Annotated in this window: 19 protein-coding genes; 6 read left to right on the top strand and 13 right to left on the bottom strand. The window is 65.2% G+C overall.

Features of this window, described 5'->3' with window-relative positions; translation table 11 throughout:
* Positions 1 to 2 precede the first annotated feature (2 nt).
* The 5 genes from B2U07_RS13920 to B2U07_RS13900 are packed head-to-tail and all read left to right on the top strand — an operon-like array spanning position 3 to position 10750.
* Positions 3 to 3920 (top strand): PAS domain S-box protein, encoded by a 3918-nt coding sequence (locus tag B2U07_RS13920; RefSeq protein WP_275547693.1) that lies wholly within the window; start codon positions 3 to 5, stop codon positions 3918 to 3920.
* Positions 3895 to 5817 carry an ATP-binding protein gene (locus B2U07_RS13915; protein ID WP_275547694.1) on the top strand — a complete coding sequence of 641 codons (1923 nt, stop codon included), beginning with the start codon at positions 3895 to 3897 and terminating at the stop codon, positions 5815 to 5817. Before B2U07_RS13920 ends, B2U07_RS13915 begins: the two co-directional genes overlap by 26 nt.
* Positions 5814 to 8702 (top strand): CHASE domain-containing protein, encoded by a 2889-nt coding sequence (locus B2U07_RS13910; protein ID WP_275547695.1) that lies wholly within the window; start codon positions 5814 to 5816, stop codon positions 8700 to 8702. Before B2U07_RS13915 ends, B2U07_RS13910 begins: the two co-directional genes overlap by 4 nt.
* On the top strand, positions 8695 to 9081 hold the full coding sequence (locus B2U07_RS13905; protein ID WP_197858647.1) for a response regulator: 387 nt from the start codon (positions 8695 to 8697) through the stop codon (positions 9079 to 9081). Before B2U07_RS13910 ends, B2U07_RS13905 begins: the two co-directional genes overlap by 8 nt.
* Positions 9074 to 10750 (top strand): diguanylate cyclase, encoded by a 1677-nt coding sequence (locus B2U07_RS13900; protein WP_275547696.1) that lies wholly within the window; start codon positions 9074 to 9076, stop codon positions 10748 to 10750. The genes B2U07_RS13905 and B2U07_RS13900 overlap by 8 nt, the downstream gene beginning before the upstream one ends.
* A 105-nt stretch (positions 10751 to 10855) precedes the next feature.
* On the opposite strand, the gene cysW is transcribed toward B2U07_RS13900, so the two are convergent.
* From cysW to B2U07_RS13850, 10 genes are all read right to left on the bottom strand, one after another.
* Positions 10856 to 11683 carry a sulfate ABC transporter permease subunit CysW gene (gene cysW / locus B2U07_RS13895; RefSeq protein WP_197858645.1) on the bottom strand — a complete coding sequence of 276 codons (828 nt, stop codon included), beginning with the start codon at positions 11681 to 11683 and terminating at the stop codon, positions 10856 to 10858.
* The gene (cysT, locus tag B2U07_RS13890; RefSeq protein ID WP_275547697.1) at positions 11680 to 12519 is read right to left on the bottom strand and encodes a sulfate ABC transporter permease subunit CysT; all 840 of its coding nucleotides are present in this window, start codon (positions 12517 to 12519) and stop codon (positions 11680 to 11682) included. The genes cysW and cysT overlap by 4 nt, the downstream gene beginning before the upstream one ends.
* A gap of 115 nt (positions 12520 to 12634) precedes the next feature.
* The gene (gene cysP / locus B2U07_RS13885) at positions 12635 to 13651 is read right to left on the bottom strand and encodes a thiosulfate ABC transporter substrate-binding protein CysP (RefSeq protein ID WP_275547698.1); all 1017 of its coding nucleotides are present in this window, start codon (positions 13649 to 13651) and stop codon (positions 12635 to 12637) included.
* A 379-nt stretch (positions 13652 to 14030) separates the two neighbouring features.
* Positions 14031 to 14246: a TOBE domain-containing protein gene (locus tag B2U07_RS13880; protein WP_197858642.1), complete on the bottom strand. Its 216-nt coding sequence runs from the start codon at positions 14244 to 14246 to the stop codon at positions 14031 to 14033.
* A 108-nt stretch (positions 14247 to 14354) separates the two neighbouring features.
* On the bottom strand, positions 14355 to 15170 hold the full coding sequence (ssuB, locus tag B2U07_RS13875; RefSeq protein WP_275547699.1) for an aliphatic sulfonates ABC transporter ATP-binding protein: 816 nt from the start codon (positions 15168 to 15170) through the stop codon (positions 14355 to 14357).
* Positions 15167 to 15961: an aliphatic sulfonate ABC transporter permease SsuC gene (gene ssuC, locus B2U07_RS13870; protein WP_275547700.1), complete on the bottom strand. Its 795-nt coding sequence runs from the start codon at positions 15959 to 15961 to the stop codon at positions 15167 to 15169. Before ssuC ends, ssuB begins: the two co-directional genes overlap by 4 nt.
* Positions 15962 to 16392: 431 nt before the next feature.
* Positions 16393 to 17541, bottom strand: a complete 1149-nt coding sequence (gene ssuD / locus B2U07_RS13865; protein WP_275547701.1) for an FMNH2-dependent alkanesulfonate monooxygenase — start codon at positions 17539 to 17541, stop codon at positions 16393 to 16395.
* Positions 17542 to 17720: 179 nt separating this feature from the next.
* Entirely contained in the window at positions 17721 to 18686 is a 966-nt protein-coding gene (locus B2U07_RS13860; protein WP_275547702.1) for a sulfonate ABC transporter substrate-binding protein, read from the bottom strand.
* A 161-nt stretch (positions 18687 to 18847) separates the two neighbouring features.
* Positions 18848 to 19441 carry an NADPH-dependent FMN reductase gene (gene ssuE / locus B2U07_RS13855; protein WP_275547703.1) on the bottom strand — a complete coding sequence of 198 codons (594 nt, stop codon included), beginning with the start codon at positions 19439 to 19441 and terminating at the stop codon, positions 18848 to 18850.
* Positions 19442 to 19450: 9 nt separating this feature from the next.
* The gene (locus B2U07_RS13850; RefSeq protein WP_275547704.1) at positions 19451 to 20089 is read right to left on the bottom strand and encodes a peroxiredoxin; all 639 of its coding nucleotides are present in this window, start codon (positions 20087 to 20089) and stop codon (positions 19451 to 19453) included.
* A gap of 116 nt (positions 20090 to 20205) precedes the next feature.
* Between B2U07_RS13850 and B2U07_RS13845 the strand changes: the two genes are divergently transcribed.
* Positions 20206 to 20661, top strand: a complete 456-nt coding sequence (locus B2U07_RS13845) for a GNAT family N-acetyltransferase (RefSeq protein WP_275547705.1) — start codon at positions 20206 to 20208, stop codon at positions 20659 to 20661.
* Here the strand turns inward: B2U07_RS13845 and B2U07_RS13840 are convergent.
* Genes B2U07_RS13840 through kdpC form a run of 3 tightly spaced genes read right to left on the bottom strand, consistent with a single transcriptional unit; the run spans position 20658 to position 24566 of the window.
* Positions 20658 to 21350 carry a response regulator gene (locus tag B2U07_RS13840; RefSeq protein ID WP_275547706.1) on the bottom strand — a complete coding sequence of 231 codons (693 nt, stop codon included), beginning with the start codon at positions 21348 to 21350 and terminating at the stop codon, positions 20658 to 20660. The genes B2U07_RS13845 and B2U07_RS13840 overlap by 4 nt on opposite strands.
* Positions 21350 to 23998, bottom strand: a complete 2649-nt coding sequence (locus B2U07_RS13835; protein WP_275547707.1) for a sensor histidine kinase — start codon at positions 23996 to 23998, stop codon at positions 21350 to 21352. The genes B2U07_RS13840 and B2U07_RS13835 overlap by 1 nt, the downstream gene beginning before the upstream one ends.
* A gap of 10 nt (positions 23999 to 24008) precedes the next feature.
* Positions 24009 to 24566: a potassium-transporting ATPase subunit KdpC gene (gene kdpC, locus B2U07_RS13830; RefSeq protein WP_197858633.1), complete on the bottom strand. Its 558-nt coding sequence runs from the start codon at positions 24564 to 24566 to the stop codon at positions 24009 to 24011.
* Positions 24567 to 24629: the final 63 nt, after the last annotated feature.

The following is a 24629-nucleotide window of genomic DNA, read 5'->3' as shown; positions in this document are numbered from 1 at the left end:
TGATGAACAGGCCGAAGCCGGGTAAGCGCTGGTTCGATCGCTGGAGCGCCAGCCAAAGGGATGCCGGCCACCGGGATGCCGGCCACCGGGATGCCGGCCACCGAATAGTCATAGGTGGGAGTTTGTGCCTCGCGCTGCTTTTCGCCTTTCTCGGCAGCCGGGCGCTAAGCGAGCGCGAAGCCCTCTGGCAGTTGCAGATCGGCAAACAGGCAGACATCCAGCGCATGGCCCTGAACAGCACTCAGCACGGGCTGCAGGAGCGCACACAACTGCTGGCCGAAACCATCGCCGCTGATGCCTGGGTAACGGAGCTGGTGCGCCAGGCCCATGCGCTGCCGGCAGGCGACCTGGAAAGCCTGGCCAGCATTCGCAACCAGCTCTACACCCGCCTGGCGCCGCGCTGGCGCAACCTGCAAGCGCATCAACCGTTTCGCCTGTACGTGCATCTTGCGCCGGATGTCAGGGTATTGCTGCGTGTGCACGATCCCGCGCGCTTCGGCGATCTGCAGATCGGCTGGCGCCCCATGGTGCTGGAGGCGCTGCGCAGCGCCAGAAGCCAGGCCGGCCTGGGCCTGACCCGGGGCAGCATCGGCATGCGTGCGATCGCTCCGCTGTTGGCTGACGGGGCGGACGGCCCCATACAGGTCGGCGCTATCGAAGTGGCCATGGGCGTGCTCGAAGACCTTGCCCAACTGGATCGGGAATTCGACAGCGGCGTCGCCCTGCTGCTGCGCGAGGATCTGCTGCGGAGTTCCGACGGTGACGAGGCGCCCCGCAGTCCGACCGATGGCTCCCAGCACTGGCAGATGATGGGCCATTCGCGGCCACAGATACTGACCTGGCGACGACAACGCAGCCTGCCTGCGCCGGCAGAGGGCGATAGCGTGCGCCTGCTGGACGACGGCGAGCGCCATTACCTGGTCAACCAGGTCGCGCTGAGCAGCTACCAGCAAAACCACCGGCCCAGCCAGGGGCCACTGGCGGTCGCGCTGATCTGGCATGACATCAGCGATCAGTACACTGTGCATCGACGCGACAAACGCTGGCTGGTGATCAAGTGGCTGCTCGCCTGGTGCGGAGCCGAAGCTCTCTTGCTGGGCCTGCTGCGCAGCACCCGGCGCAGTACCCAGCGCCTGATGCAGCGCCAGCAGGCGGCGCTGCGCGCGCTCAACGAAATCGCCGCGCTGCCCAGCCTGAGTCGCACCGAACAATTGCGTCAGGCGCTGCGCCTGGGCGCCGATCACTTTCGCATGCCGCTGGGCATCATCAGTCGCATCGAAGACGAGCACTACCAGGTGCTGGTGCAAGTGTCACCCGAGGGCGAATTGCGCGATGGCCAGCAATTCGAGCTGGGCGACACTTACTGCAGCCTGGCACTGCAGCAGGACGAGGCGCTGGCCATCACCCACATGGCTGATTCGCCGCATCGGCACCATCCTTGCTACGGCCAATTCGCCCTGGAAAGCTACATCGGTATCGTGGTGCGTGTCGGCGGAAAGCCCTTCGGTACGCTGGCATTCGCCAATCCCGAACGCCGCGAGCGGCCGTTCGATGCCGCCGACCGCGACTTCCTCGGCCTGTTCGCCCGTTGGGTCGGCGCCATGCTGGAACGTCAGCAGCAGGAGCACGCCGTACGTTCGGCCCGCGCTTATCTGCAGACGTTGCTGGACTCGGCCACCGGGGTATCGATCATCGCCTCCGACAGCGCCGGCACCATCACCCTGTTCAACTCCGGCGCCGAACGCCTGCTGGGCTACAGCGCCGAAGAGATGGTCGGACTTCAGACCCCGGCCGTGTTTCACCTCGCGGAAGAAGTCCAGGCCAGAGCCAGCGAGTTGAGCGAGGTTGTCGGCCAGCCAGTGAGGGGCCTCGAAGTCTTCGTGCACAACGCACGTGGCGGCGAGCCGGAAACCCGCCAGTGGACTTATCGCCACAAGGACGGCAGCCTGCGCCAGGTCAACCTCACCGTCAACGCCATGTTCGACGAGGGCGGCCAGATCACCGGCTTCCTCGGCATCGCCAGCGATATCAGCGAGCTGCTGCAGGCCACCCGCGCCCTGCAGAAGAGCGAGAGTCGCTTCCGTGGTCTGGTGGCCAACCTGCCCGGCGTGGTGTATCGCTGCGCCCATGATGCCAACTGGACCATGCGCTACATCAGCGACGAGATCGCCAAGCTCTGCGGCTACCCGGCCAGCGACATCATCGATAATCGCGTGCGCAGCTATTCCAGCATCGTGCATCCCGATGATCTGCCCATCACCTTCCGTATCGGTGAAGCGCTCGAACAGCATAAACCCTTCGAACTGACCTACCGCCTGCGTCATGCCGATGGCCATGACGTCTGGGTCCGGGGCAAGGGCCGCGGCGAGTACGACAGTAATGGCCAGCTGTTGTGGGTCGATGGCTTCATCTGGGACGTCAGCGAACGTCATGCCATGGAAGACGAGCTGCGCCTGAGTCAACAACGCTTTCTAAGTGCCTTCGACACCGCACCGCAGGGCATGGCGCTGGTTGGCCCGGACGGTCGCTGGCTGGAAGTCAACGCCGAACTGTGCCGCATGCTCGGCTACAGCCGCGAGGAGCTGCTGGCCTGTACCTACCAGCAGGTCACCCATCCGGACGACCTGAATGCCGACCAGGAGAACGTGGCGAACCTGCTGGCCGGGCGGATCAATGCCTACCAGATGGAAAAACGCTACCTGGACAAGCAGGGCCGTGTTCTCTGGGTATTGCTCAGCGTATCGCTGGTACGTGACAGCGCCGGGCAGCCGGTGCACTTCGTTTCGCAGATCCAGGACTTCAGCGACCGCGTCGCCGCCGAACGCGCTGTGCGCGAGCGCGAGCACTATCTCAGCACCCTGCTCGACAACGTGGTCGACGCCATCGTCACCATCGACGAACACGGTCGTATCGAGACCTTCAACCACGCGGCCGAAGAAATATTCGGCTACCGACAGGATGAAGTGGCCGGGCGCAACGTCAGCCTGCTGATGCCCGAGCCTGACAGCGGTGCACACGACAGCTACCTCCAGCGCTACCTGCGCACCGGCGAGGCCTGGGTGGTGGGCCAGGTTCGCGAGCTGGAAGGCATGCGTCAGAACGGCGAGCGCTTCGCCATGGAACTGGCCGTTTCGCAGATCAGCCACCAGGGGCAGCGTCGCTTCATTGCGGTGATTCGCGACATCACCGAGCGCAAACGCATCGAGCAGATGAAAAACGAGTTCGTCTCCACCGTCAGCCACGAACTGCGCACCCCGTTGACCGCTATCGCCGGCTCGCTCGGACTGATCAACGGCGGCGCTCTCGGCGAGGTGCCGCAGACCATGCGCCAGATGCTGACGATTGCCCACAGCAACAGCCAGCGCCTCAGCGCGCTGATCAACGATTTGCTGGATATGGACAAACTGGTCGCCGGCAAGATGCAGTTCGACCTGCAGGCGAAGCTGATGCAGCCGCTGCTGGAGCAGGCACTGCTGCACAACCAGCCTTATGCCGAACAGCATCAGGTCACGCTGCGCCTGCAGGTCGACGACGACGCTTTGGTCCACGTCGACGCTCAGCGCCTGGCCCAGGTAATGGCCAATCTGCTGTCCAATGCCGCCAAGTTCTCGCCTTCCGGCGGCAGTGTTCTGGTGCGCCTGCAGACGATTGGCGAGAGACTGCGCGTCAGCGTGTCGGACAACGGCCCCGGTATCCCCGAGACCTTCAAGTCCCGCATTTTCAGCAAGTTCTCCCAGGCCGACTCCGGTGACACGCGGCAACAGGGCGGTACCGGCCTGGGGCTGGCCATCTGCAAGGAAATCATCGAGCGCATGGGCGGACAGATCGGCTTCGACTCGCCGCCCCGCCATGGTGCTACCTTCTGGTTCGAACTACCGATACAGGGAGTGCGTCATGAACCCAGCCCCGATCCCCGGTAACGAGCAGCAGCGCCTGGCTGCATTGCACTCTCTTGAGCTGCTCGACAGCCCGCCCGAAGCGATGTTCGATCACATCACGGCGCTGGCTGCGCAAATCTGCGATACGCCCATCGCCCTGATTTCGCTGGTCGATGCCCAGCGCCAGTGGTTCAAGAGTCGGGTCGGCCTGGATGCCGAACAGACCGCGCGCGAACTCGCCTTCTGCGCCCATGCAGTACATGCCGACGCGCTGCTGGAGGTGGATAACGCCCTGGAGGATGCGCGCTTTCGCGACAACCCGCTGGTCACCTCGGCGCCGGATATCCGCTTCTACGCCGGCGTGCCGCTACACGACGGCAAAGGCCTGGCCCTCGGCACCCTGTGCGTGATCGACCGCCAGCCGCGTCACCTCGACAATCACCAGCGCAGCCAGCTGCAGCACCTGGCGCAGCTGACCGGAGAGCTGTTCGAGCTGCGCCTGCAGGCGCGCCGCCAGGCCGAACAGAGCGCCATGCACCAGGCCATGCTCGACAACGCCGGCAGCGCGGTGCTGGTACTCGACCCGCAGGGCCGGGTGCTGCGCAGCAATCCCGAAGCGCAGCAACTGCTGGACTACTCGGCCGATGAGCTGGGCAAGCAATTCCTGCCGCGGCTGTTGACCGATCCAGGCCAGTTCGAGCGTCTGTGTGCCGCCTGTATCCGCGAGCCGCAGAGCACCGAAGGGCAACTGCGCGCGCGCAGCGGGCAGAGCCTGCCGGTACGCCTGAATCTTTCACCGATTCGTGCCGAAGGTCAGCCGCTGCAGGGCTACCTGCTGGTGGCCAACGACCTCAGTCAACGTGATGAGGCCCGTCAGCGCTTGCAGCGTATAGCCGCACAACTGCCCGGCATGGTCTATCAATATCTGCTGCGCGCCGATGGCAGCAGCTGCTTTCCCTACGCCAGCGCAGGTATCGGCGATATCTATGGCTGCACTCCCGAGGAAGTCGGCCAGGACGCCGCCCCGGTACTCGCGCGCTTGCATACCGAAGATGCATCGCCAGTGCGCGAAGCGATCGCCGCTTCGGCCCGGAGCCTGACTACCTGGCACCAGGAGTACCGCGTGCTGCATCCCGAACGCGGCCTGATATGGGTAGAAGGCCGCGCTGCCCCCCAGCGGTTGCCCGGCGGCGACACCCTTTGGCACGGTTTCATCAGCGATATCAGCGAACGTAAACGCGGCGAACAGTTGCAGAACGAGTTCGTCTCAACCGTCAGCCACGAGTTGCGCACGCCGTTGACCGCCATCGCCGGCTCGCTCGGCCTGATCAACGGCGGCGCACTCGGCGAAGTGCCACAGGCCATGCGCCAGATGCTGGAGATTGCGCAAAGCAACAGCCAGCGCCTGCGCCACCTGATTGATGACCTGCTGGACATGGACAAGCTGGTCGCCGGCAAGATGCACTTCGACCTGCAGCCGCTGGCGCTACGCCCGCTGCTGCAACAGGCACTGCACAACAACCAGCCCTATGCCGAGCACCACCAGGTGCAGCTGCAGCTATTGGCAGGCGCTGATTGCCAGGTCATGGCCGATGCCCAGCGCCTGGAACAGGTGCTGGCCAACCTGTTGGCCAACGCCGCCAAGTTTTCCGCCGCTGAGCAACAGGTGGAGCTGGCCGCCATACCCGAAGACGGCTGGGTACGCATCAGCGTGCGTGACCAAGGCCAGGGCATCGCAGACGACTTCAAACCCCGCATCTTCAGCAAATTCGCCCAGGCCGACGCCGGCGACACGCGCCGCCAGGGCGGCACAGGCCTCGGTCTGGCAATCAGCAAGGAAATCATCGAACACATGGGCGGACACATCGGCTTCGACTCAACCCTGGGTCAGGGCAGCACCTTCTGGCTGAGACTGCCCCTGGCTGGAGCGCAATCATGAGAACCACCCGCGCCCTGCTCGCGTCTCTGTTCAGTCGCGTCAACCTGCTGGCCTGGGCCGTACTGGCGCTGGCCCTGGGGGCGACGTTGCTGGCCTGGTACAACCTGCGCCAGAGCCAGACCGAGTCTGCCACCCGCCAGTTCGAACTGCTCACCGAAGAGCTGAGCCGGGCCATCGTCAAACGCATGGAGGAACAGGAAAGCATCCTGCTCGGTGCCGCCGGCCTGCTCGACGCCAGCGAAGACGTCAGCCGTGCGGATTGGCGCGCCTATACCGAACGCCTGCGACTGGACGAACGCTACCCGGGCATCCAGGGGCTGGGTTTTGTCCAGATGCTGGAGGCGCAGCAACTGTCGGCATTCGAGAGCGAGATACGCGCCGAGGGCTTTGCCGATTTTCACATGCAGCCACCCGGCCAGCGCGAACGTTACGGCGTGATCCGCTTCATTGAGCCTTTTACCGGACGCAACCTGGCCGCCTTCGGTTTCGACATGTATTCCGAGCCGATACGCCGCGCGGCCATGTTAGCCGCCGCGCGCAGCGGTCAGAGCCGCCTGTCCGGCCGTGTCACCCTGCGTCAGGAAACCCACGGCAAGGTCCAGCCAGGGCTGCTGCTGTACGTCCCGCTTTACTGGCCACAACGCCCGCTGGACAGCCCGGAGCAACGCCTGGCCGCGCTGCGCGGCTTCGCCTACAGCCCGTTCCGCGTTCACGATCTGATGCATGGAATCTTCGGCGAGCGCAAGCGCGAGCTGGACTTCGAGCTGTACGCCGGCGCCATCAGCAAGGATGCCGAACTGCTTTACAGCAGTCACGGTAAAGCATCGACCAGCCAACCGGCCGACAGACAGCATCAGCTCGAATTGTTCGGCCAGACCTGGCACCTGAACTTCCACTACGCACCGGGCTACCTCGCCCACGAACATCGTGGCGAGGTGGCACTGCTGGTGCTCGGTGCCTGCATCAGTCTGCTGCTGTTCTTTCTGGTCAGCAGCCTCAGCCTGCGTCGCGCTCAGGTACAGGAGCTGGCCGCACGCATCACCGAGCAGTTGCACCGCAGCGAGGAACGTCTGGCACTGGCGCTCAAGGGCAGCAACGATGGCTGGTGGGATATCGACGTCAAGGCCGGCAGCTTCTTCGCCTCGGCGCACGGCTGGCAAATGCTCGGCTATCCAGAACAAGGGCCACCAGGCTTCACCGACGACCCCCTGGCCTGGGAAAATCTGGTGCACCCGGACGACCTGCCAGTGGCACGCGCCCGTCTGAATCAGGCCTTTCATGAGGGCGCCAGCAACTTCACCATCGATTGTCGCCTGCTGCGTGTCGATGGCAGCGAGCTGCCGGCGCTCCTGCGCGGCTACATCCAGCGCGACGCCAGTGGCTACCCGCTGCGCATCACCGGCACCACCATGGATCAAAGCGAGGCCAAACGCATCGAGCGCCTCAAGAGCGAGTTCGTCTCCACCGTCAGCCACGAGCTGCGCACCCCGCTCACCGCCATCGCCGGCTCGCTCGGCCTGATCAACGGCGGAGCCCTCGGCGCGGTACCGGAGGGTATGCGCACCATGCTGAGCATCGCCCAGGCCAACAGCCAGCGCCTCAGCCACCTGATCAACGATCTGCTGGACATGGACAAGCTCGAAGCCGGCAAGATGCAGTTCGACCTGCAACCATGCGCCCTTGCTGACCAGCTCGAGGAGGCGCTGGCCAGCAACCAGGCCTATGCCGACCGACACCAGGTCCAGTTACGTCTGCTCGATTGCCTGCCGACGCGCGTGCGGGTCGACGCCATGCGCCTGCAACAGGTGCTGGCCAACTTCATTTCCAACGCCGTGAAGTACTCGCCGCCCGGCGCCGAGGTACAGCTGCGCGCCGAACATCGAGGCCCCCGCGTGCGCGTCGAAGTGATCGACCAGGGACCGGGCATCGCCGCCGAATTTCGCCAGCGCATTTTCAGCAAGTTCTCCCAGGCCGATGCCAGCGACAGCCGCAGCAAGGGCGGTACCGGGCTCGGCCTGGCCATCAGCAAGGAGCTGATCGAGCGTATGGGCGGCCAGATCGGCTTCGACTCGGTCGTGGGCCAGGGCGCCTGCTTCTGGTTCGAGTTGCCGATGCTGAGCGAAGCCACCCGGCCTGCCGCTGGCGACGGCCGACGCAGCCTGCTGGTGGTCGAGGACGAACCGGACATCGCCAATCTGCTGCGCCAATTGCTGGAAAACGCCGGTTACCGTGTGCGTCTGGCCCATAGCCTGGACGAAGCACGCGCCTGCCTGCGCGAGGAAATACCCGCTGCCATGAGTCTCGACCTACGCCTGCCGGACGGCGACGGCCTGCAACTGGTGCAGGAGCTGCGCGCCGATGAGCGCTACCGCGAGCTGCCGATCCTGGTGGTCTCCGCAGCCTGCGAGCAAGGCCGCCTGGCGCTCGAGGGCGCGCCCGCGCTGGACTGGCTGAGCAAGCCGATCGACCCACAGCGCCTGCTCGGCAGCCTTGCCCAGGCCCTGCAGGATCTGCCGCACAGACCACGCGTACTGCATGTCGAGGACGATCACGACCTGCGCCTGGTGGTCGCCGAACAGGGTCGCGAACTGGCCGAGTTCGTCCCCGCCGACAGCCTCGCCGAAGCGCGTCGCCTGCTCGCCGAACAGCCTTTCGATCTGGTCCTGCTAGACCTCGGCCTGCCCGACGGCAACGGCCTGGAGCTGGTCGACGAACTCCAGCGCCAGCGCCCAGGTCTACCGGTAGCCGTGCTCTCGGCCAGCGAGATGGACGGCCGCGAGCTGGCCGGAGTGAGTGCGACGCTGGCCAAATCGCGCAATGATGGACAACACTTTCTGCACCTGCTCGACCGTCTATTACCCGCCAAGGAGACCGGCCATGAGTGAGCTCAAGCGCATCCTTCACGTCGAGGACGACCCCTCGATCCAGGCCGTGGCCAAAGTGGCCCTGGAAGCCGTTGGCGGCTTTCAGGTACTGAGCTGCTCCAGCGGCCAGGAGGCGCTCGATCAGGTGCAGGGCTTCGCCCCCGACTTCATCCTGCTCGATGTGATGATGCCCGGCATGGACGGTCCGCAGACCCTGGAGAAGCTGCGTGAGCTGGTGGACATCGGCAGCGTGCCGGTGGCCTTCATGACCGCCAAGGTGCAGCCCGGCGAAGTGACCCATTACCGCAGCCTGGGTGCACTCGACGTGATCGTGAAGCCCTTCGACCCCATGCAACTCGCCGCACAGATACGACAGATATGGAGCCAGCGCCATGGATAAGCAGGGCAATGCCATCCCGCAGACCCTGCAGCAGCATCTGCAACAGCTCGGCCAGCAGTTCGCCGAACGCCTGCGCCAGGAGCTTCCGCAACTGATGCAGCAGGGCGAGCAACTGCTCGAGGCCAGCGACGAGCAGCGCGGGCAGCTGCTGCGAGCGCTACGCGACCAGCTTCATCGCCTCGCCGGCAGCGCCGGCACCTTCGGTTTCGACCTGCTCGGCCAGCAAGCGCGAGAACTGGAACAACAGGCCGAACGCTGGCTGGAACAGCAGCAGCGCCAACAACAGGACCTCGACATCTTCGTGGCCGCGCTGCTGCAGCTCGGCGAGCAATCGGATGCCGACAGCAGCCAGGACGAACAACAGAAAACGGCCAAGCCGTTGGCACGCACCGAGAACGATACGCGGCTCATCTACATTCTCGAAGATGAAATGACCGTCGGCGAAAACATGCGCCTGACGCTGAGCAACTTTGGTTATCGTGCCGAACATTTCCAGACTACAACCGATCTCGATACCGCTCTGCTGCAGCAACTGCCGGATGCATTGATCGTCGACGTCAACCTGGCCAACGAGGACAGCAGCGGCCTGGATTACGCCGCACGCCTGCAGCAACGCCTGGAAGTGCCCCTGCCGCTGCTGGTGCTGACCCACCAGCATGACTTCGCCACTCAGCTGCAGGCGGTGCGCGCCGGCGCGCAGGGTTTCTTCGCCAAGCCGGTGGACATCCCGCAGCTGGAAAGCCGCCTGGAGCGCTGCTTCGCCCAGCAGAGCGGCGAACCCTACCGGGTGCTGATCGTCGATGACGACCGCGACCTGGCCAGCCGTTACAGCCTGGTGCTGCGCGACGCGGGCATGCTGGTGGAAATCCTTCAGGACCCGGCGCAGATCTTCGAGCATCTGCGCGATTTCAATCCGGAGGTGGTGCTGCTCGACGTCAACATGCCGGACTGCACCGGCCCCGAGCTGGCGCAGATCATCCGCTGCAACGACGACTGGCTGCGCATACCGATCATCTACCTGTCGGCGGAGACCGACATCGCCAAGCAGATGAATGCGCTGATCAAGGCCGGCGACGATTTCGTCACCAAGCCGATTTCCGACAACGCCCTGGTCGCCGCCGTGTTCTCCCGCGCGCAGCGCGCTCGCCTGCTGTCAGATGCGCTGTCGCGCGACAGCCTGACCGGCCTGCTCAAGCATGGCGACATCAAGGAACAGGTGGCCACCGAGCTGGAGCGCGCGCTACGCACCGGCAACCGCGCCAGCGTGGTGATGCTGGACATCGATCACTTCAAACGGGTCAACGACGAGCATGGCCACGCGGCCGGCGACAGTGTCATCCGCGCGCTGGCCAACCTGCTGCGCCAGCGCCTGCGCCGGATCGACAGCCTGGGGCGCTATGGCGGCGAGGAGTTTCTCGCGGTGCTGCCGGACTGCACACCGCAGCAGGCCAAACAGATCGTCGACGAGATCCGCGAACGCTTCGCCGAGCTGCGCTTCATCGCCGACGGCGGCGAATTTTCCTGCACCCTCAGCGCCGGTATAGCCGGCACCGACGCACACAGCCAGGCCGAACAATTGCGCGAGCGCGCCGACAAGGCGCTCTATGCAGCCAAGCATGGTGGCCGCAACCAGGTGCAGGTGGCTGCTTCGGAAGAGCATCGCGGCTGAAGCTCCACGCTCCGTAGGAGCGGCTTCAGCCGCGATAGGTCATAAGGCTACAGGCCGTAGGGTGGATGCCGCTCTTCACATCCACCACAACGCTGGCACCCCAAATCACGCCTCGGCGCGCTGCATCAGGCGGCGTTGGCGCCACTCCATGAAGGTCTTGAGGAACAGCGTGAGCAGCGCCATGCACGCCAGCAGCCCGGCCGCGGTGAAGGCGGCCGCCGGCTTGTAGTCGTTGTTGAGCTGATCGACCAGCAGCGGCAACGTCAGCGTCTGGTTGATGATGGTGCCGGACACCACCGACACCGCGCCGAACTCACCCACCGCGCGGGCATTGGTGACGACGACGCCATACAGCAGCGCCCATTTGATCTTCGGCAGGCTGATGCGGCGGAAGATTTGCCAGCCGCTGGCGCCCAGGCACATCGCAGCGGTTTCCTCGTCCTGACCTTGCGTCTGCATCACCGGAATCAGAATGCGCGCCACGTAGGGCGCGGTGACGAACACGGTGACCATGACGATGCCCGGCCAGGCGAACATCAGTTGTAGGCCCTGATCGTAGAACCAGCGGCCGATGAAGCTCTCCAGTCCGTACACCACCAGGTAGCAGAGACCGGCGACCACCGGCGACACCGCGTAGGGAATGTCGATCAGGGTGGTCAGCAACTTGCGCCCGCGAAAATCATAGTGGGTCACGCACCAGGCCAGGCAGATGCCGAAGCACAAGTTCAGCGGCACGGTGATCGCTGCCACCAGCAGGGTCAGGCCGATGGCGTGGAGCATGTAGTCCTCGCCGAGGTTGCTCCACAGCAGGTCGAGCCCGCCGGCCAGCGCCTTGGTGAAGATCAGTGCCAGCGGCACCAACAGGATCAGCGCCACCACCATCAGACCGAGGATTACCAGCGCCCACTGGCGCCAATCTTGGGGCTTTTTCATCGACCTTGCCGTTGCCATGCGAACAGACGCCCCTGCACGACCTGCAGGAGGAACAGAAGAGTCAGCGACGCGAGCAGGATCACCGAAGCGATGGCTGCTGCCGCCGGGTAATTGAATTCCTGCAGACGGACGAAAATCATCAGCGAGCTGACTTCCGTCTGGTAGGGAATGTTGCCGGCGATCATGATCACCGCGCCGAACTCACCGAGGCTGCGGATGAACGCCTGCGAGCCACCGGTGACCAGTGCCGGCGCCAGGGTCGGCAGGATCACCTTGCGGAAGGTCTGCACACGGCTGGCGCCGAGGGTGCGCGCGGCCTCTTCGTATTCCGAGCCGAGATCCTGCAGCACCGGCTGCACCGTGCGCACCACGAAGGGAATGCTGGTGAACACCATCGCCACCACGATACCGGCGTAGGCGTAGGCCACCTTGAAGCCCAGCCACTGGCCGATCCAGCCGTTGGGTACCAGCAGCGCGGCGAGGGTCAGGCCGGCTACCGAAGTCGGCAGGGCAAAGGGCAGATCGACCAACGCATCGACGATGCGCCGGCCGGGAAAGTCGTAGCGGGTGATGATCCAGGCCAGCAGCAGGCCCAGCACCAGCACCGCCAGGGTCGAATAGAGCGCGGCCGAGATGGTCACCTTGTAGGTCTGCACCACGCGCGGATCGCTGATGGCGAACCAGTACTGGGCCCAGGTCATGTCGCTGACGTACAAAAGCAGCGCCGACAGCGGCAGCAGGATCACCAGGGAGAGATACAGCACGCTGACGCCGAAGCTCAGGCCGAAGCCAGGCAGCAGCGGAGTCTGCAGGAAGAACAGCGTCGGTTTACTCACGAAAAAGCTCGGCTCTACAAATGCAGTTGGCCGCCAAAAAGGCGGCCAACTGACCATTACGATGCTCGCACTCCCGGCTGGCGGGTTGCACCCGCCCTACGCCAGACCGTCGCTATCAGCGACCCTCGGCGAGAAGCTGGTCGAGGATACCACCGTTGTCGAAGTGCTTGGCGGTGATCTCGTCCCAGCTGCCCAGCACCTCGGTCGGGTTGATCAGGCGCACCGGAGCGAACTGCGCCTTGGTCGCCTCGACCACTTCCGGGTTGTGCACGCGGTAGTTGTAGCGAGTCAGCAGTTGCTGAATGTCCTTGCTGTATTGGAAGTCGAGGAAGGCCTTGGCCTGCTCGCGGGTACCGCGCTCGTCGGCCACCTTGTCGACGATGGCCACCGGGAATTCAGCCAGTACGCTGACTTCCGGTACCACGATTTCCAGGTTGGCGGACTTGAACTCGTCACCCTTGGCGATGTTGATCACTTCCGATTCGAAAGTCAGCAGCACGTCGCCCTGCCCGTTCTGGGCGAAGGCCACGGTGGCACCTCGGCCGCCGGTGGGGAAGTTCTCGACGTTCTTCAGCACCTTGCCGACGAAGGCCTTGACCTTCTCCTGGTCGCCATTGAATTTCTCGTTGGCGAACAGCCAGGCGCCCAGGTAGCTGTAGCGGGCGTTACCGGAGGTTTTCGGGTTGGGGAATACCAGCTTCACGTCATCGCGAATCAGGTCGTCCCAGCTCTTGATGTTCTTCGGGTTGCCTTCGCGTACCAGGAAGGCGGTGGTGCTGTAGTACGGCGAGCTGTTGTTGGGGAACTGCTGGGCCCAGTCCTCGCGCAGCAGCTTGCGCTTGGCCAGGATGTCCACGTCGGTTACCTGGTTGAAGGTGACCACGTCGACCTTCTTGCCCTGGATGATGTCCTGCGCCTGACGCGAGGTACCGGCGAACGACTGGATGATCTTCACTTCCTTGCCGCTCTGCTGTTTCCAGTGCTCGACGAACAGTGGGTTGATCTCGCCGAACAGTTCGCGAGCGATGTCGTAGGAGGCGTTGTGGAATGGCGTATCGGCCGCTGCATGGCTCAGCGAGCCGGTCAACAGGGTGGCGCTGGCCACGGTGGCCAGAACGATCTTCTTCAGCATCTAAGGCGTCCTTATCGCAAGAGAAGCCTGCAGGCAGGCTATTTGATGGCGCGATTCTGCAGAAAAAACATATAGCTGAAAAATATCTTTTTCTTTGCGTCTTATAACCAGCCTCTCTTTGCCTTCGAAAACGCCATGCTGCCCTCGTATCCGAAGGCTGCTCAGGCAGCCACTTTTAGGACCTGTTCACGATCTTTATGTGCCTGAAAACTACAAGGCAAAAGCGCCCGGTGAGCATGCAGGAGGGGCTTCAGCCCCGAGCTTTATTGGGGCGCAAAGAGCTCGCGGCTAAAGCCGCTCCTACAAGATCGCAAGCGGCTTATTCCGCCAATTGGCTGCCAAAAACGACGAAATGGGCTGAAGAACTATGCGAAGGTTCTTACAGCTTGGCGATGGACACCTCGGTGGATTTGACGAAGGCGATCACCTCGCTACCCACCTGCAGCTCCAGCTCACGCACGGAACGGGTGGTGATCACCGAGGTGACGATGCCTGCAGCGGTCTGCACGTCGATTTCCGACAGCACGTCGCCGACGACGATTTCCTTGATGCTGCCCTTGAACTGGTTACGCACGTTGATGGCTTTGATGGTCATGGGTTTTTCTCCTGGGGTCGAAAATCAGCGGCAAGCTTCAAGTTGCAAGCCACAAGTAAAAGCGCTCGGCCCTTACTTGAAGCTTGTGGCTTGGAGCTTTTAGCTGCGTTAAAGCGCCCAACGCAGTTGCGTGGGCAGGGGTGATACAGGTTCCGGTGGTGTAGGCAGCTCCGGCTGCGCCAGCACGCGGTCCAGCACGCGCGCTTCCAGGGCCGCCAGCAGCGGCGAGCCATGGGGGCGTGGGCGTACCAGTTGCACATCGAGATCGAGGCCGATCTGGCCGTCCTCGATCAGGATCACCCGGTCCGCCACGGCCACGGCTTCGGCCACGTCGTGGGTCACCAGCAGCACGGTGAACCCATGCTGCTGCCACAGGCGCTCGATCAGTTGCTGCATTTCGATACGGGTCAAGGCATCCAGCGCGCCCAGCGGCTCGTCGAGCAGCAGCAGGCGCGGGCGATGGATCAGCGCACGGGCCAGAGCCACGCGCTGCTTCTGCCCACCGGACAGCGCTGCCGGCCATTCACCTGCGCGATCCGCCAGGCCGACCGCCGCCAACGCTTCCTCGGCCTGCTTGCGCCAGTTGCCGGAAAGCCCCAGACCGACGTTGTCGATTACGCGCTTCCAGGGCAGCAGACGCGAGTCCTGAAACATCAGGCGGATGTCTTCACGCACCGCGTTGAGCGAGCCGCTACCGGCCAGCAACTGGCCGCCGCTGGGCTGATCCAGCCCGGCCAGCAGGCGCAGCAGCGTGCTCTTGCCGCAGCCACTGCGACCGACCACAGCAACGAACTGCCCGGCCGGGATATGCAGGTCGATGCCCTTGAGCACCTGGCGCTCGCCGAAGAATTTCTCGATGTTCTCGATTGCCAGCGGAACGCCGCCCGACGGAGTGCCTTGGGGAATGTTGTGCAGTGCAGTCATTGCCCACCTGCCTTGGCCTGATAGGCCGGATGCCAGCGCAGCCAGACGCGCTCAAGACCACGGGCGGCGACGTCGGCCAGCTTGCCGAGCACCGCATAGAGCAGGATCGCCAGCACCACCACGTCAGTCTGCAGGAACTCGCGGGCGTTCATCGCCAGGTAACCGATGCCGCTGCTGGCCGAGATGGTTTCCGCGACGATCAAGGTCAGCCACATAAAGCCGAGGGCGAAACGCACGCCCACCAGGATCGACGGCAGCGCGCCGGGCAGTATCACCTGGCGGAACAGCGCTCCGCCTGCCAGGCCATAACTGCGCGCCATCTCTACCAGCGCCGGGTCGACGTTGCGGATGCCGTGGTAGGTGTTGAGGTAGATCGGGAACAGCGTGCCGAGCGCGACCAGGAACACCTTGGCCGCCTCGTCGATGCCGAACCAGAGGATCACCAGCGGGATCAGCGCCAGGTGCGGCACGTTGCGGATCATCTGCACCGAGCTGTCGAGAAAGCGCTCGCCCCATTTCGACAGGCCGGTGATAAAGCCTAGCAGCAGGCCGATACCGCCGCCGATGGCGAAGCCGATCCCGGCGCGCTGGCCACTGATCGCCAGGTGCTGCCAGATTTCACCGGAGGCCAGCAACTGCCAGCCGGCGGCGAGCACGGCGCTAGGCGCCGGCAGGATGCGGCTGGACAGCCAGCCACTGGCTACCGCCAGTTGCCAGACGGCCAGCAGCCCCAGCGGCAAGGCCCAGGGAGCAGCGCGCAGGGCCAATTTGTGAAGAGTCGTGTTGCTCATGGTTGCCTCGAAGAATTCCATTTAGCCGTCCACGTGTCCCCGGATTTCATCCGGGCTACATCAACCCTCTCCCCCAGCCCCTCTCCCGCAAGCGGGAGAGGGGAGCCAAACCGTGCCATCGAGCAAACCAGCGGCGCCGATCAGCCCCCTCGCTCCTCCGGGGAGAGGGTTGGGGAGAGGGGGCATGTGCCCAACCATCCCGGATTGCATCCGGGCTACATCGGCCCTCTCCCCCCGCCCCTCTCCCGCAAGCGTGAGAGGGGAGCCGAACCGTTCCACCGGGCAAACCAACGGCGCCGATCAGCTCGCTCGCCCTCCGGGGAGAGGGTTAGGGAGAGGGGGCATGTGCCCAGCCATCCCGGATTGCATCCGGGCTACATCTGCCCCCGTAGCCCGGATGCAATCCGGGAAAACCTATGCCTGCGCCATCCTCAACTCGCCGAAGCCGCTTTCGGCAAAATGTCGCTGGAGATCATTTCGCCGAACGGGCTGACATAACCGCGACTCTCCGGACGCTGCGGCTGAGCCACGTCCAGGTGCGGGAACAGCAGCTCGGCGACCCGGTACGACTCCTCCAGATGCGGGTAGCCGGAGAAGATGAAGGTATCGATGCCGAGGTCGGCGTACTCCCTGACCCGCGCCGCCACGGTCGGGCCATCGCCGACCAGCGCGGTGCCAGCGCCGCCGCGCACCAGGCCGACACCGGCCCAGAGGTTCGGCGACACTTCCAGGTTGTCGGTCTTGCCGCCGTGCAGGGCGGCCATGCGCTGTTGGCCGACCGAATCGAAGCGCGCCAGCGACGCCTGGGCACGGTCGATGGTGTCCTGGTCCAAATGGCTGATCAGACGATCCGCCGCCGCCCAGGCTTCCTCGTTGGTCTCGCGCACGATCACGTGCAGACGAATGCCAAAGCGCACTTCGCGCCCCTGCTTGGCCGCCTTCTCGCGCACCTGGGCGATCTTTTCGGCCACGGCAGCCGGCGGCTCGCCCCAGGTCAGGTACAGCTCGACCTGCTCGGCGGCCAGATCCTGCGCCGCGTCGGAGGAACCACCAAAATACAGCGGCGGACGCGGCTGCTGGATCGGCGGGTAAAGCAACTTGGCGCCCTTCACCTGGATGTGCTTGCCGTCGTAGTCAACGGTTTCGCCTTCCAGCACACGGCGCCAGATACGGGTGAATTCGACGGACGCTTCATAGCGTTCGGCATGGGACAGATGCAGGCCATCACCAGCCAGCTCGTCCGGGTCGCCACCGGTCACCAGGTTGAACAGCGCACGGCCGTTCGACAGGCGATCCAGGGTCGCCGCCTGGCGCGCGGCCACGGTCGGCGAAATGATCCCAGGGCGCAGGGCGACGAGGAACTTCAGGCTCTGCGTGACCGGGATCAGCGAGGCCGCCACCAGCCAGGAGTCCTCGCAGGAACGTCCTGTCGGGATCAGCACGCCGCCGAAACCGAGGCGATCAGCCGCCTGGGCAATCTGCGCCAGGTAGCCGTGGTCGACTGCACGCGCGCCTTCGGCGGTGCCCAGGTATTTGCCATCGCCATGGGTAGGCAGGAACCAGAAGATATTAAGGCTCATGGAGTTGTCTCCTTTCCGGAAATCGTCATAGTCCGGATCAATCCGGGAAATTCGGCCCCGCCCCGATCCTCGACCTGAAAGGCTGAGGGAGCTGGCCGGCGGCGCCGAAACGTCCGCCGACCTTGATCGGCTCCCCTCTCCCGTTCACGGCAAGGGGTTTGGGGGAGAGGGCTATGGTCTTACTGGGCCTGCGCGACCTTGGCCGGCGGATTCCAGATCACATCCTTGATGGTCAGCTGCCTGGGGATCAGCTTCAGCTCGGTGAAGGTGTCGGCGATCTTCTGCTGCGCCTCGACCACATCCGCGGTGATGAACTGCGCGCCGTAACCCTGACGCTCAACAGCCTGACGAGTGATCTCCGGGGACAGGCCGATCAGCGGCGCGACCTGGCTGGTGGCCTCGTCGAGGTTGCCCTTGACCCACTCGCCGACACCGCGAATTTCCTCGACCAGCACACCAATCACCTGCGGGTGCTGCTCGGCATAGCTGCGGGTGGCCAGGTAGAACTGGTGGTTGTCGACCAGGCCAGTGCCATCACGCAGGCTGCGGGCCTGCAACTGCTGCTCGGCGGCGGACTGGAACGGGTCCCAGATCACCCAGGCATCGACGCTGCCACGCTCGAAGGCGGCGCGGGCATCGGCCGGCGGCAGGTAGACCGGGGTGATATCGCCGTACTTTAGGCCGGCATCTTCCAGCGCGCGCACCAGCAGGTAATGCACGTTGGAACCCTTGTTCAGGACGACCTTCTTGCCCTTGAGCTCGGCCACCGATTTGATCGGCGAGCCCTTGGGTACGAGGATCGCCTCACCACTCGGTGCCGGCGGCTCATGGGCGACATAGAGCAAGTCGGCGCCAGCGGCCTGCGCGAATACCGGCGGGGTTTCACCGGTAACGCCGAAGTCCACGGAGCCGACGTTGAGGCCTTCGAGCAGCTGCGGGCCGCCCGGGAACTCCGTCCACTTGACCTCCACGCCATGCTCGGCCAGGCGCTTTTCCAGGGTGCCCTTGGCCTTTAGCAGTACCAGGGTGCCGTATTTCTGATAGCCGATACGCAACGTCTCGGCTTGAGCTTGAGTGATGGCGCCGAAGGAAATGGCCGCGGCAAACAGGGCGACCAGACTCCGACGCAAAGTGTTGGCGCCCATGGCGACCTCCTTTGCAGATTGAGTGTGGGCCTGCTTGCCCGTTGGCGGGCGAGTAAGGCGGGAAAGCAGCCGCAAGCTTCAAGCCTCAAGTCGCAAGCGGGCGTGCCCGCTGCTGCTGGCTTCTACTTGCAGCTTGTAGCTTGCAGCTCATCGCTGCTCTTTCAAATACTCCAGCGGGCGTTCACCAGCCGGTCATTCAATACGTTCGGATCGATCGGCTTCGGCCGTCGCGCCAGGGCTGCGCCCAGTTGTTCCAGTGACTCGTCGAGGCGCTCGCGCAACTCGTCGTCGATCTGCGCGGGCCTGTCCCCTTCCGGGTAGGCGATCTGTTTGTCCACGGCGAACACGCCGGAGAGCATTTCCTGCGCCTTCAGCGCGGCCAGCACCGGCTTGAGCGCGTAGTCCACCGCCAACAGATGCGCCGGGCTGCCGCCACTGGCCAGGGGCAGCACCACCTTGTGGGCCAGGGCGCGCTCGGGCAGCAGATCCAGCAGCACCTTCAGCGCGCCGGTGAACGACGCCTTGTACACCGGCGTGCCGACCACCAGGCCATCGGCGCTGGCCACCACGGCCTGCAGTTGGCGCACGGCCGGGCTGTCGAAGCGGGCATGCAGCAGGTCCTCGGCGGGAAAATCGCGTACCCGCAGCAGGCTCACTTCCACGTGCTGCGCCTCGAGGCGCTGGCGGACGTAATCCAGCAGCACCTCGGTGCGCGAACGCGCCGCAGGGCTACCGGAGAGCAACACGACGTGCATGCTGGTTCCTTATTTATTCGGCTGCGGGGTCAGGCGCAGATAGGGTTTGACCGCGCGATAGCCTTTCGGAAAGCGCTCGGCAATCTCGGCCTCGTCCTTCAATGACGGCACGATCACCACCTCTTCACCGTCCTGCCAGTTGGCCGGAGTGGCGACCTTGTAGTTGTCGGTCAGTTGCAGCGAATCGATGACGCGCAGGATTTCGTTAAAGTTGCGCCCGGTACTGGCCGGATAGGTGATGGTCAGGCGCACCTTCTTGTTCGGGTCGATGATGAACAGCGAACGCACGGTCAGGGTGTCGTTGGCGTTGGGGTGGATAAGGTCGTAGAGGTCGGACACCTTGCGGTCGGCATCGGCGATGATCGGGAAATTGACCGCGGTGTTCTGCGTCTCGTTGATGTCGTCGATCCACTTGATGTGCGAATCCACCGGGTCGACAGACAGGGCGATGGCCTTGACGCCGCGTTTGGCGAATTCGTCCTTGAGCTTGGCGGTGAAGCCCAGCTCGGTGGTGCACACCGGGGTGAAGTCGGCTGGATGGGAGAAGAGAATGCCCCAGCTGTCACCGAGCCACTCGTGAAAACGAATGCGGCCTTCGCTGGAATCCTGTTCAAAGTCGGGGGCGATGTCGCCCAGGCGGATGGTCATGATCGTGCTCCTTGGCAGCGGCTTGCGTGGTGCTCACTATGCTCAGGAACGAAACGAAACAAAAAGAATAAATAATGATTTATTTATAACCAAAACAACTTTAAAGAAAGACCGTCATGACCACCTCAACCCTGCACGAGATTCCCCGCGAACAGGCGCCCATGGCGCTGTTGCTGGAAGCCGATCCCAACATCTCCCTCATCGCCCGTTATCTACAGGACAGTCATTGCGTGGTCGCGCGCCTGGACAACGCGATCGTCGGCGCCTACGTGATCAAGGCCCTCACCGTCGATACCTGGGAACTGATGAACATCGCCGTGGCGCCCGAACACCAGGGTCAGGGTATCGGCGCCCTGCTGCTGCACCACGCCATCGACCAGGCCCGGCAATTGGGGGCGAAGCGCCTGGAACTGGGCACCGGCAGCTTTGGCCACCAACTGACCTTCTACCAGCGCGCCGGCTTTCGCGTGGTCGCGGTGGAACCGGACTACTTCCTGCAGCACTGCCCCGAGCCATTGTTCGAGAATGGCCTGCGGCATCGGGATCGTTTGCGCCTGGCGCTGGAGCTTTAGGCAGAGTCGCGCAGACGATAGCCGACACCAGCCTCGGTGATCAGATAGCGCGGCGCGGCCGGGTCGTCGCCGAGTTTCTGCCGCAGGTGGCCGACCACCACGCGCAGGTAATGACTGTCGCCGACGTGACTGGGGCCCCAGATATCACGCAGCAACTGTTGCTGGGTCACCACCCGCCCGAGGTGCTGGGCGAGCAGCGCCAGCACCGCGTATTCCTTGGGCGTCAGGGCGATTTCGGTGCCGTCGAGGCTGACCCGGCGATAGGCCAGGTCGATATTCAGCGCGCCACAGGCGATGCTCGCCGGCAACGCTTCGCGGCCCAGGCCCTGGCGCAGCAGCACGCGCACCCGGGCGAGAAATTCCTGAATGCCGAAGGGTTTGGTCACGTAGTCGTTGGCGCCGCCGTCCAGCGCCAGCACCTTCTCCCCCTCGCTGGCGCGCACCGAGAGCACCAGCACCGGTATCTGGCTCCATTCGCGCAGGCCGCGCAGTACCTGCTGGCCGTCGAGGTCGGGCAGGCCGAGGTCGAGCACGACGAGATCGGGACTGTGCAGCGCCGCCTGGGCCAGGCCGTCTTCGCCGTTGGCCGCCTCCAGCACCCGATAGCCCTGGGCGCTGAGGGCGATGCGCAGGAACTTGCGGATCTGCGCTTCGTCGTCGATCAGCAGAATGCTCGGCCCCTGACTCATCAGTCGTCCTCGGCTTGTGGTTGCGTGGTCAGCGGCAGGTGCAGGGTCAGGCTGGCACCACGGCCATCGAGGCCTCCGCCGACCGTGACGCGACCACCATGGGCGCCGACCATGCCCTGGCAGATCGCCAGGCCCAGACCGGTGCCCTGGCCGCCGCGATCGCCCCGCGCTGCGGTGTAGAACATGTCGAAGATCTTCGCCCGTTCCGCCTCGGGAATGCCAGGGCCCTGATCAGCGACCACGAAGCGCAGCTCCTGCTCATCGTATTCCAGCGCCACGCGCAGGCGCCCGGCCGGCGGCGAGAAGCGCGCGGCGTTCTCCAGCACGTTGACCAGCGCCTGCTCGATCAGCGCCGCATGCACATGCAGCAATGGCGGCTGTGGCGGCAGCAGGCATTCGACCTGCAACGGCGCAAGAACCGCGCGCAGGCGCTGCAGGGCGCTGGCGACGATATCGCTGGGCGCCACCCAGTCGCGCGCCAGCTTTAGCCCGCCATGGCCGAGGCGGGTCATGTCGAGCAGGTTCTGGATATAGCGGTCGAGGCGCTCGGCCTCGTCGCGGGTGCTTTCCAGCAATTCACGGCGATCCGCCTCGGGGATCGCCTCGCCCAGCGCCAGCAGGCTGTCGATGGAACCGCGCATGGCCGTCAGCGGCGTGCGCAGGTCGTGCGACACCGAAGCCAGCAGCGCGCTGCGCAGCTCCTCGGTCTGCCCGTGCAGGCGCGCCGCCTCCAGCTCCTCGGCCAGTTGCGCGCGGGCCAGGGCTTGCGCCAGCGGCTGGCCCAGGGCGGCGGCCAGGCGTCGCCGCGTATCGGCCAACGGCGCGCCCTGCGCACTCTGCAAACCGATCAGCAGCAGCGGCCCCTCCTCCCCGCACAGCGGCCACCACCACCAGCGGCTGCTGGGCAGGGTATCGGTACCCAGGCCCGCCGCTTGCTCGTGCTGCCAGGCCCAATCGGCAGCGGCGCGCTCGGCATCAAGCAATTCGGCGTGTAGGCCACCCTCGTGGCACCACTGCCCGTCAGCGCTGCGCGACAGCAGTGTCAGCTGCACGTCCGGCCAGCCACCGAGTTGCTGCTCGGCCACCGCCAGCACGGCCTGGCGATCGGCGGCGACGGTAAGCTTGCGCGACAGCTCCAACAGGGCCGTGGTCTCGCTCTGCGCCTGGCGCAACGCCTGCACCTGGCGCCGCTGGCGGCTGGCCAGGTTGCCGGTCAGCCCGGCCATGAGCAGGAAAAACAGCAGGGTCAGCACGTCCTCGTGGCGATGAATCTGAAGCGTCCAAGTTGGCGCGATGAACAAAAAGTCGTAACTGAGAAATGACAGCCCAGCACAGAGCAGCGCCGGGCCCAGGCTGCTGCGCACCGCCACCAGCAGCACGGCGGCAAGGAACACCAGGGAGATGTTCGGCAGCTCCAGCACCCGCGCCAGGCCGAGGGAGATCAGCGTGGCGCAGGCGGCGACCAGCGCGGCCAGTAAGTAGTCGCGCCAGCGCGGTGCGACGCGTGCGCGTCGGCCTGCCGCGGGCTGATCACCTGCCGCATCCAGCACGCTCACTTCCAGCCCGGCACCGGCGGCCAGCAGGCGCTCGCCAAGACCGCGACCGAGCCAGCGCCGACGCAGGCGCCGTGTGCTGCTGCCGACCAGGATTAGGCTGGCGCGGCGTTCGCGGGCGTGGTCGAGCAGCGTGCTCGCCACCGAGTCGCCGTGCAGCGTCACCACCTCGCCACCGAGGCGCTCGGCCAGGCGCAGCGCGGCTTGCAGGCGCCCACGCTGCTCCTCGTCCATGGTCCGACGGCTGTCCACGTGCACCACCGACCAGGGCAGATGGCGCCGCTCGGCGACCCGACAGGCGTGGCGCACCAGACGCTCGGCCTCGCCGTCGCCGTCCACCCCCACCAGCAGGCGCCCGAGCACGCTGGGTGCGGCCTGGCCGAGCTGACGATAGCGCTGGTCGAGATCGGCATCGACCCGCGCGGCGGCGGTCTGCATGGCCAGCTCGCGCAGCGCCGTGAGGTTGGTCGGCGAGAAGAAGGCGTCGATGGCCGCCCGCGCCTGCTCGGGCATGTACACCTTGCCGTCGCGCAGGCGTTCGAGCAGCTCGCGCGGCGGCAGGTCGACCAGCTGGATCTCGTCGGCTTCCTGCAGCACCCAATCCGGCACCGTCTCGCGCACCTGCACGCCGGTGATATCGCGGACGCGGTCGTTGAGGCTTTCCAGATGCTGGACGTTGACCGTGGTGTAGACGTCGATGCCGGCGGCGAGCAGCTCCTGCACGTCCTGCCAGCGCTTGGCGTGGCGGCTGCCGGGGGCGTTGCTGTGCGCCAGCTCGTCCACCAGCGCCAGCTTGGGCGGGTCGGCGAGCAGGCTGTCGAGATCCATCTCGCTCAGCTCCAGGCCGCGATAGGGCAGGCGCAATGGCGGCTGCTGCGGCAGGCCCAGCAGCAGCGCCTCGGTATCGCTGCGGCCGTGGCTTTCCACCACCCCGGCGCGCAACGCCACGCCCTGGCGCAGTTGCGCATGGGCGGCCTGCAGCATGGCGTAGGTCTTGCCCACGCCCGGCGCCGCGCCGAGAAACACCTTGAGCCGGCCACGGCCTTCGCGGGGCAGGTCGGCGAGCAGCGCTTCGGCGCGCAGGCTGTCGTTCATCGAGCACTCGTCACTGGGAAGAAGTAGGCGGATTGTCGATCAGCGCCAGGTTCAGAGCCAGTACATTGACCACCGCCGGGCCGAACAGCGGGCGCTCGGTGTGCGCTTCGATCAGGCGCAGCAGCTCCACCTCTGCCAGGCCACGGGCCTGGGCGATGCGCGGCACCTGCCAGGCAGCGGCTTCGGGTGACAGGTGCGGGTCAAGGCCGCTGCCCGAGGTGGTTGCCAGTTGCATCGGGAGCGGCGCCTGGCCGCTCAGGCCGACGCCGGCCTGCTCGATGCGCTCACGGAGCTGCGGGTTGCTCGGCGCCAGGTTGCTGGTGGCGCTGGCCACGGTGGCGTAATCGCCGGCCGAAGGGCGCGGCTGGAACCACTGATCGCCGTCGAAGGCCTGGGCGATCAGGCGGCTGCCGCGCACCTGGCCGGCGTCGTCACGCACCAGGCTGCCGGCGGCCTGATCGGGGAAGGACAGGTGCGCCACGCCGGTGACGCTCAAGGGATAGGCGACTCCGACCAACAGGGTCATGAAAGCCAAGGTGGTGATGGCGGGGCGAATATGGTCGAGCATGATGAATCTCCGAATAGGCGAATCGCTTGTCTCCCCTCTCCCGCTTGCGGGAGAGGGGCGGGG

The organism is Pseudomonas sp. UBA7530 (assembly GCF_002479365.1).
Lineage (GTDB): Bacteria > Pseudomonadota > Gammaproteobacteria > Pseudomonadales > Pseudomonadaceae > Aquipseudomonas.
Note: the sequence above shows the minus strand (reverse complement) of the source record. Positions and strands in the feature narration are given on the sequence as shown.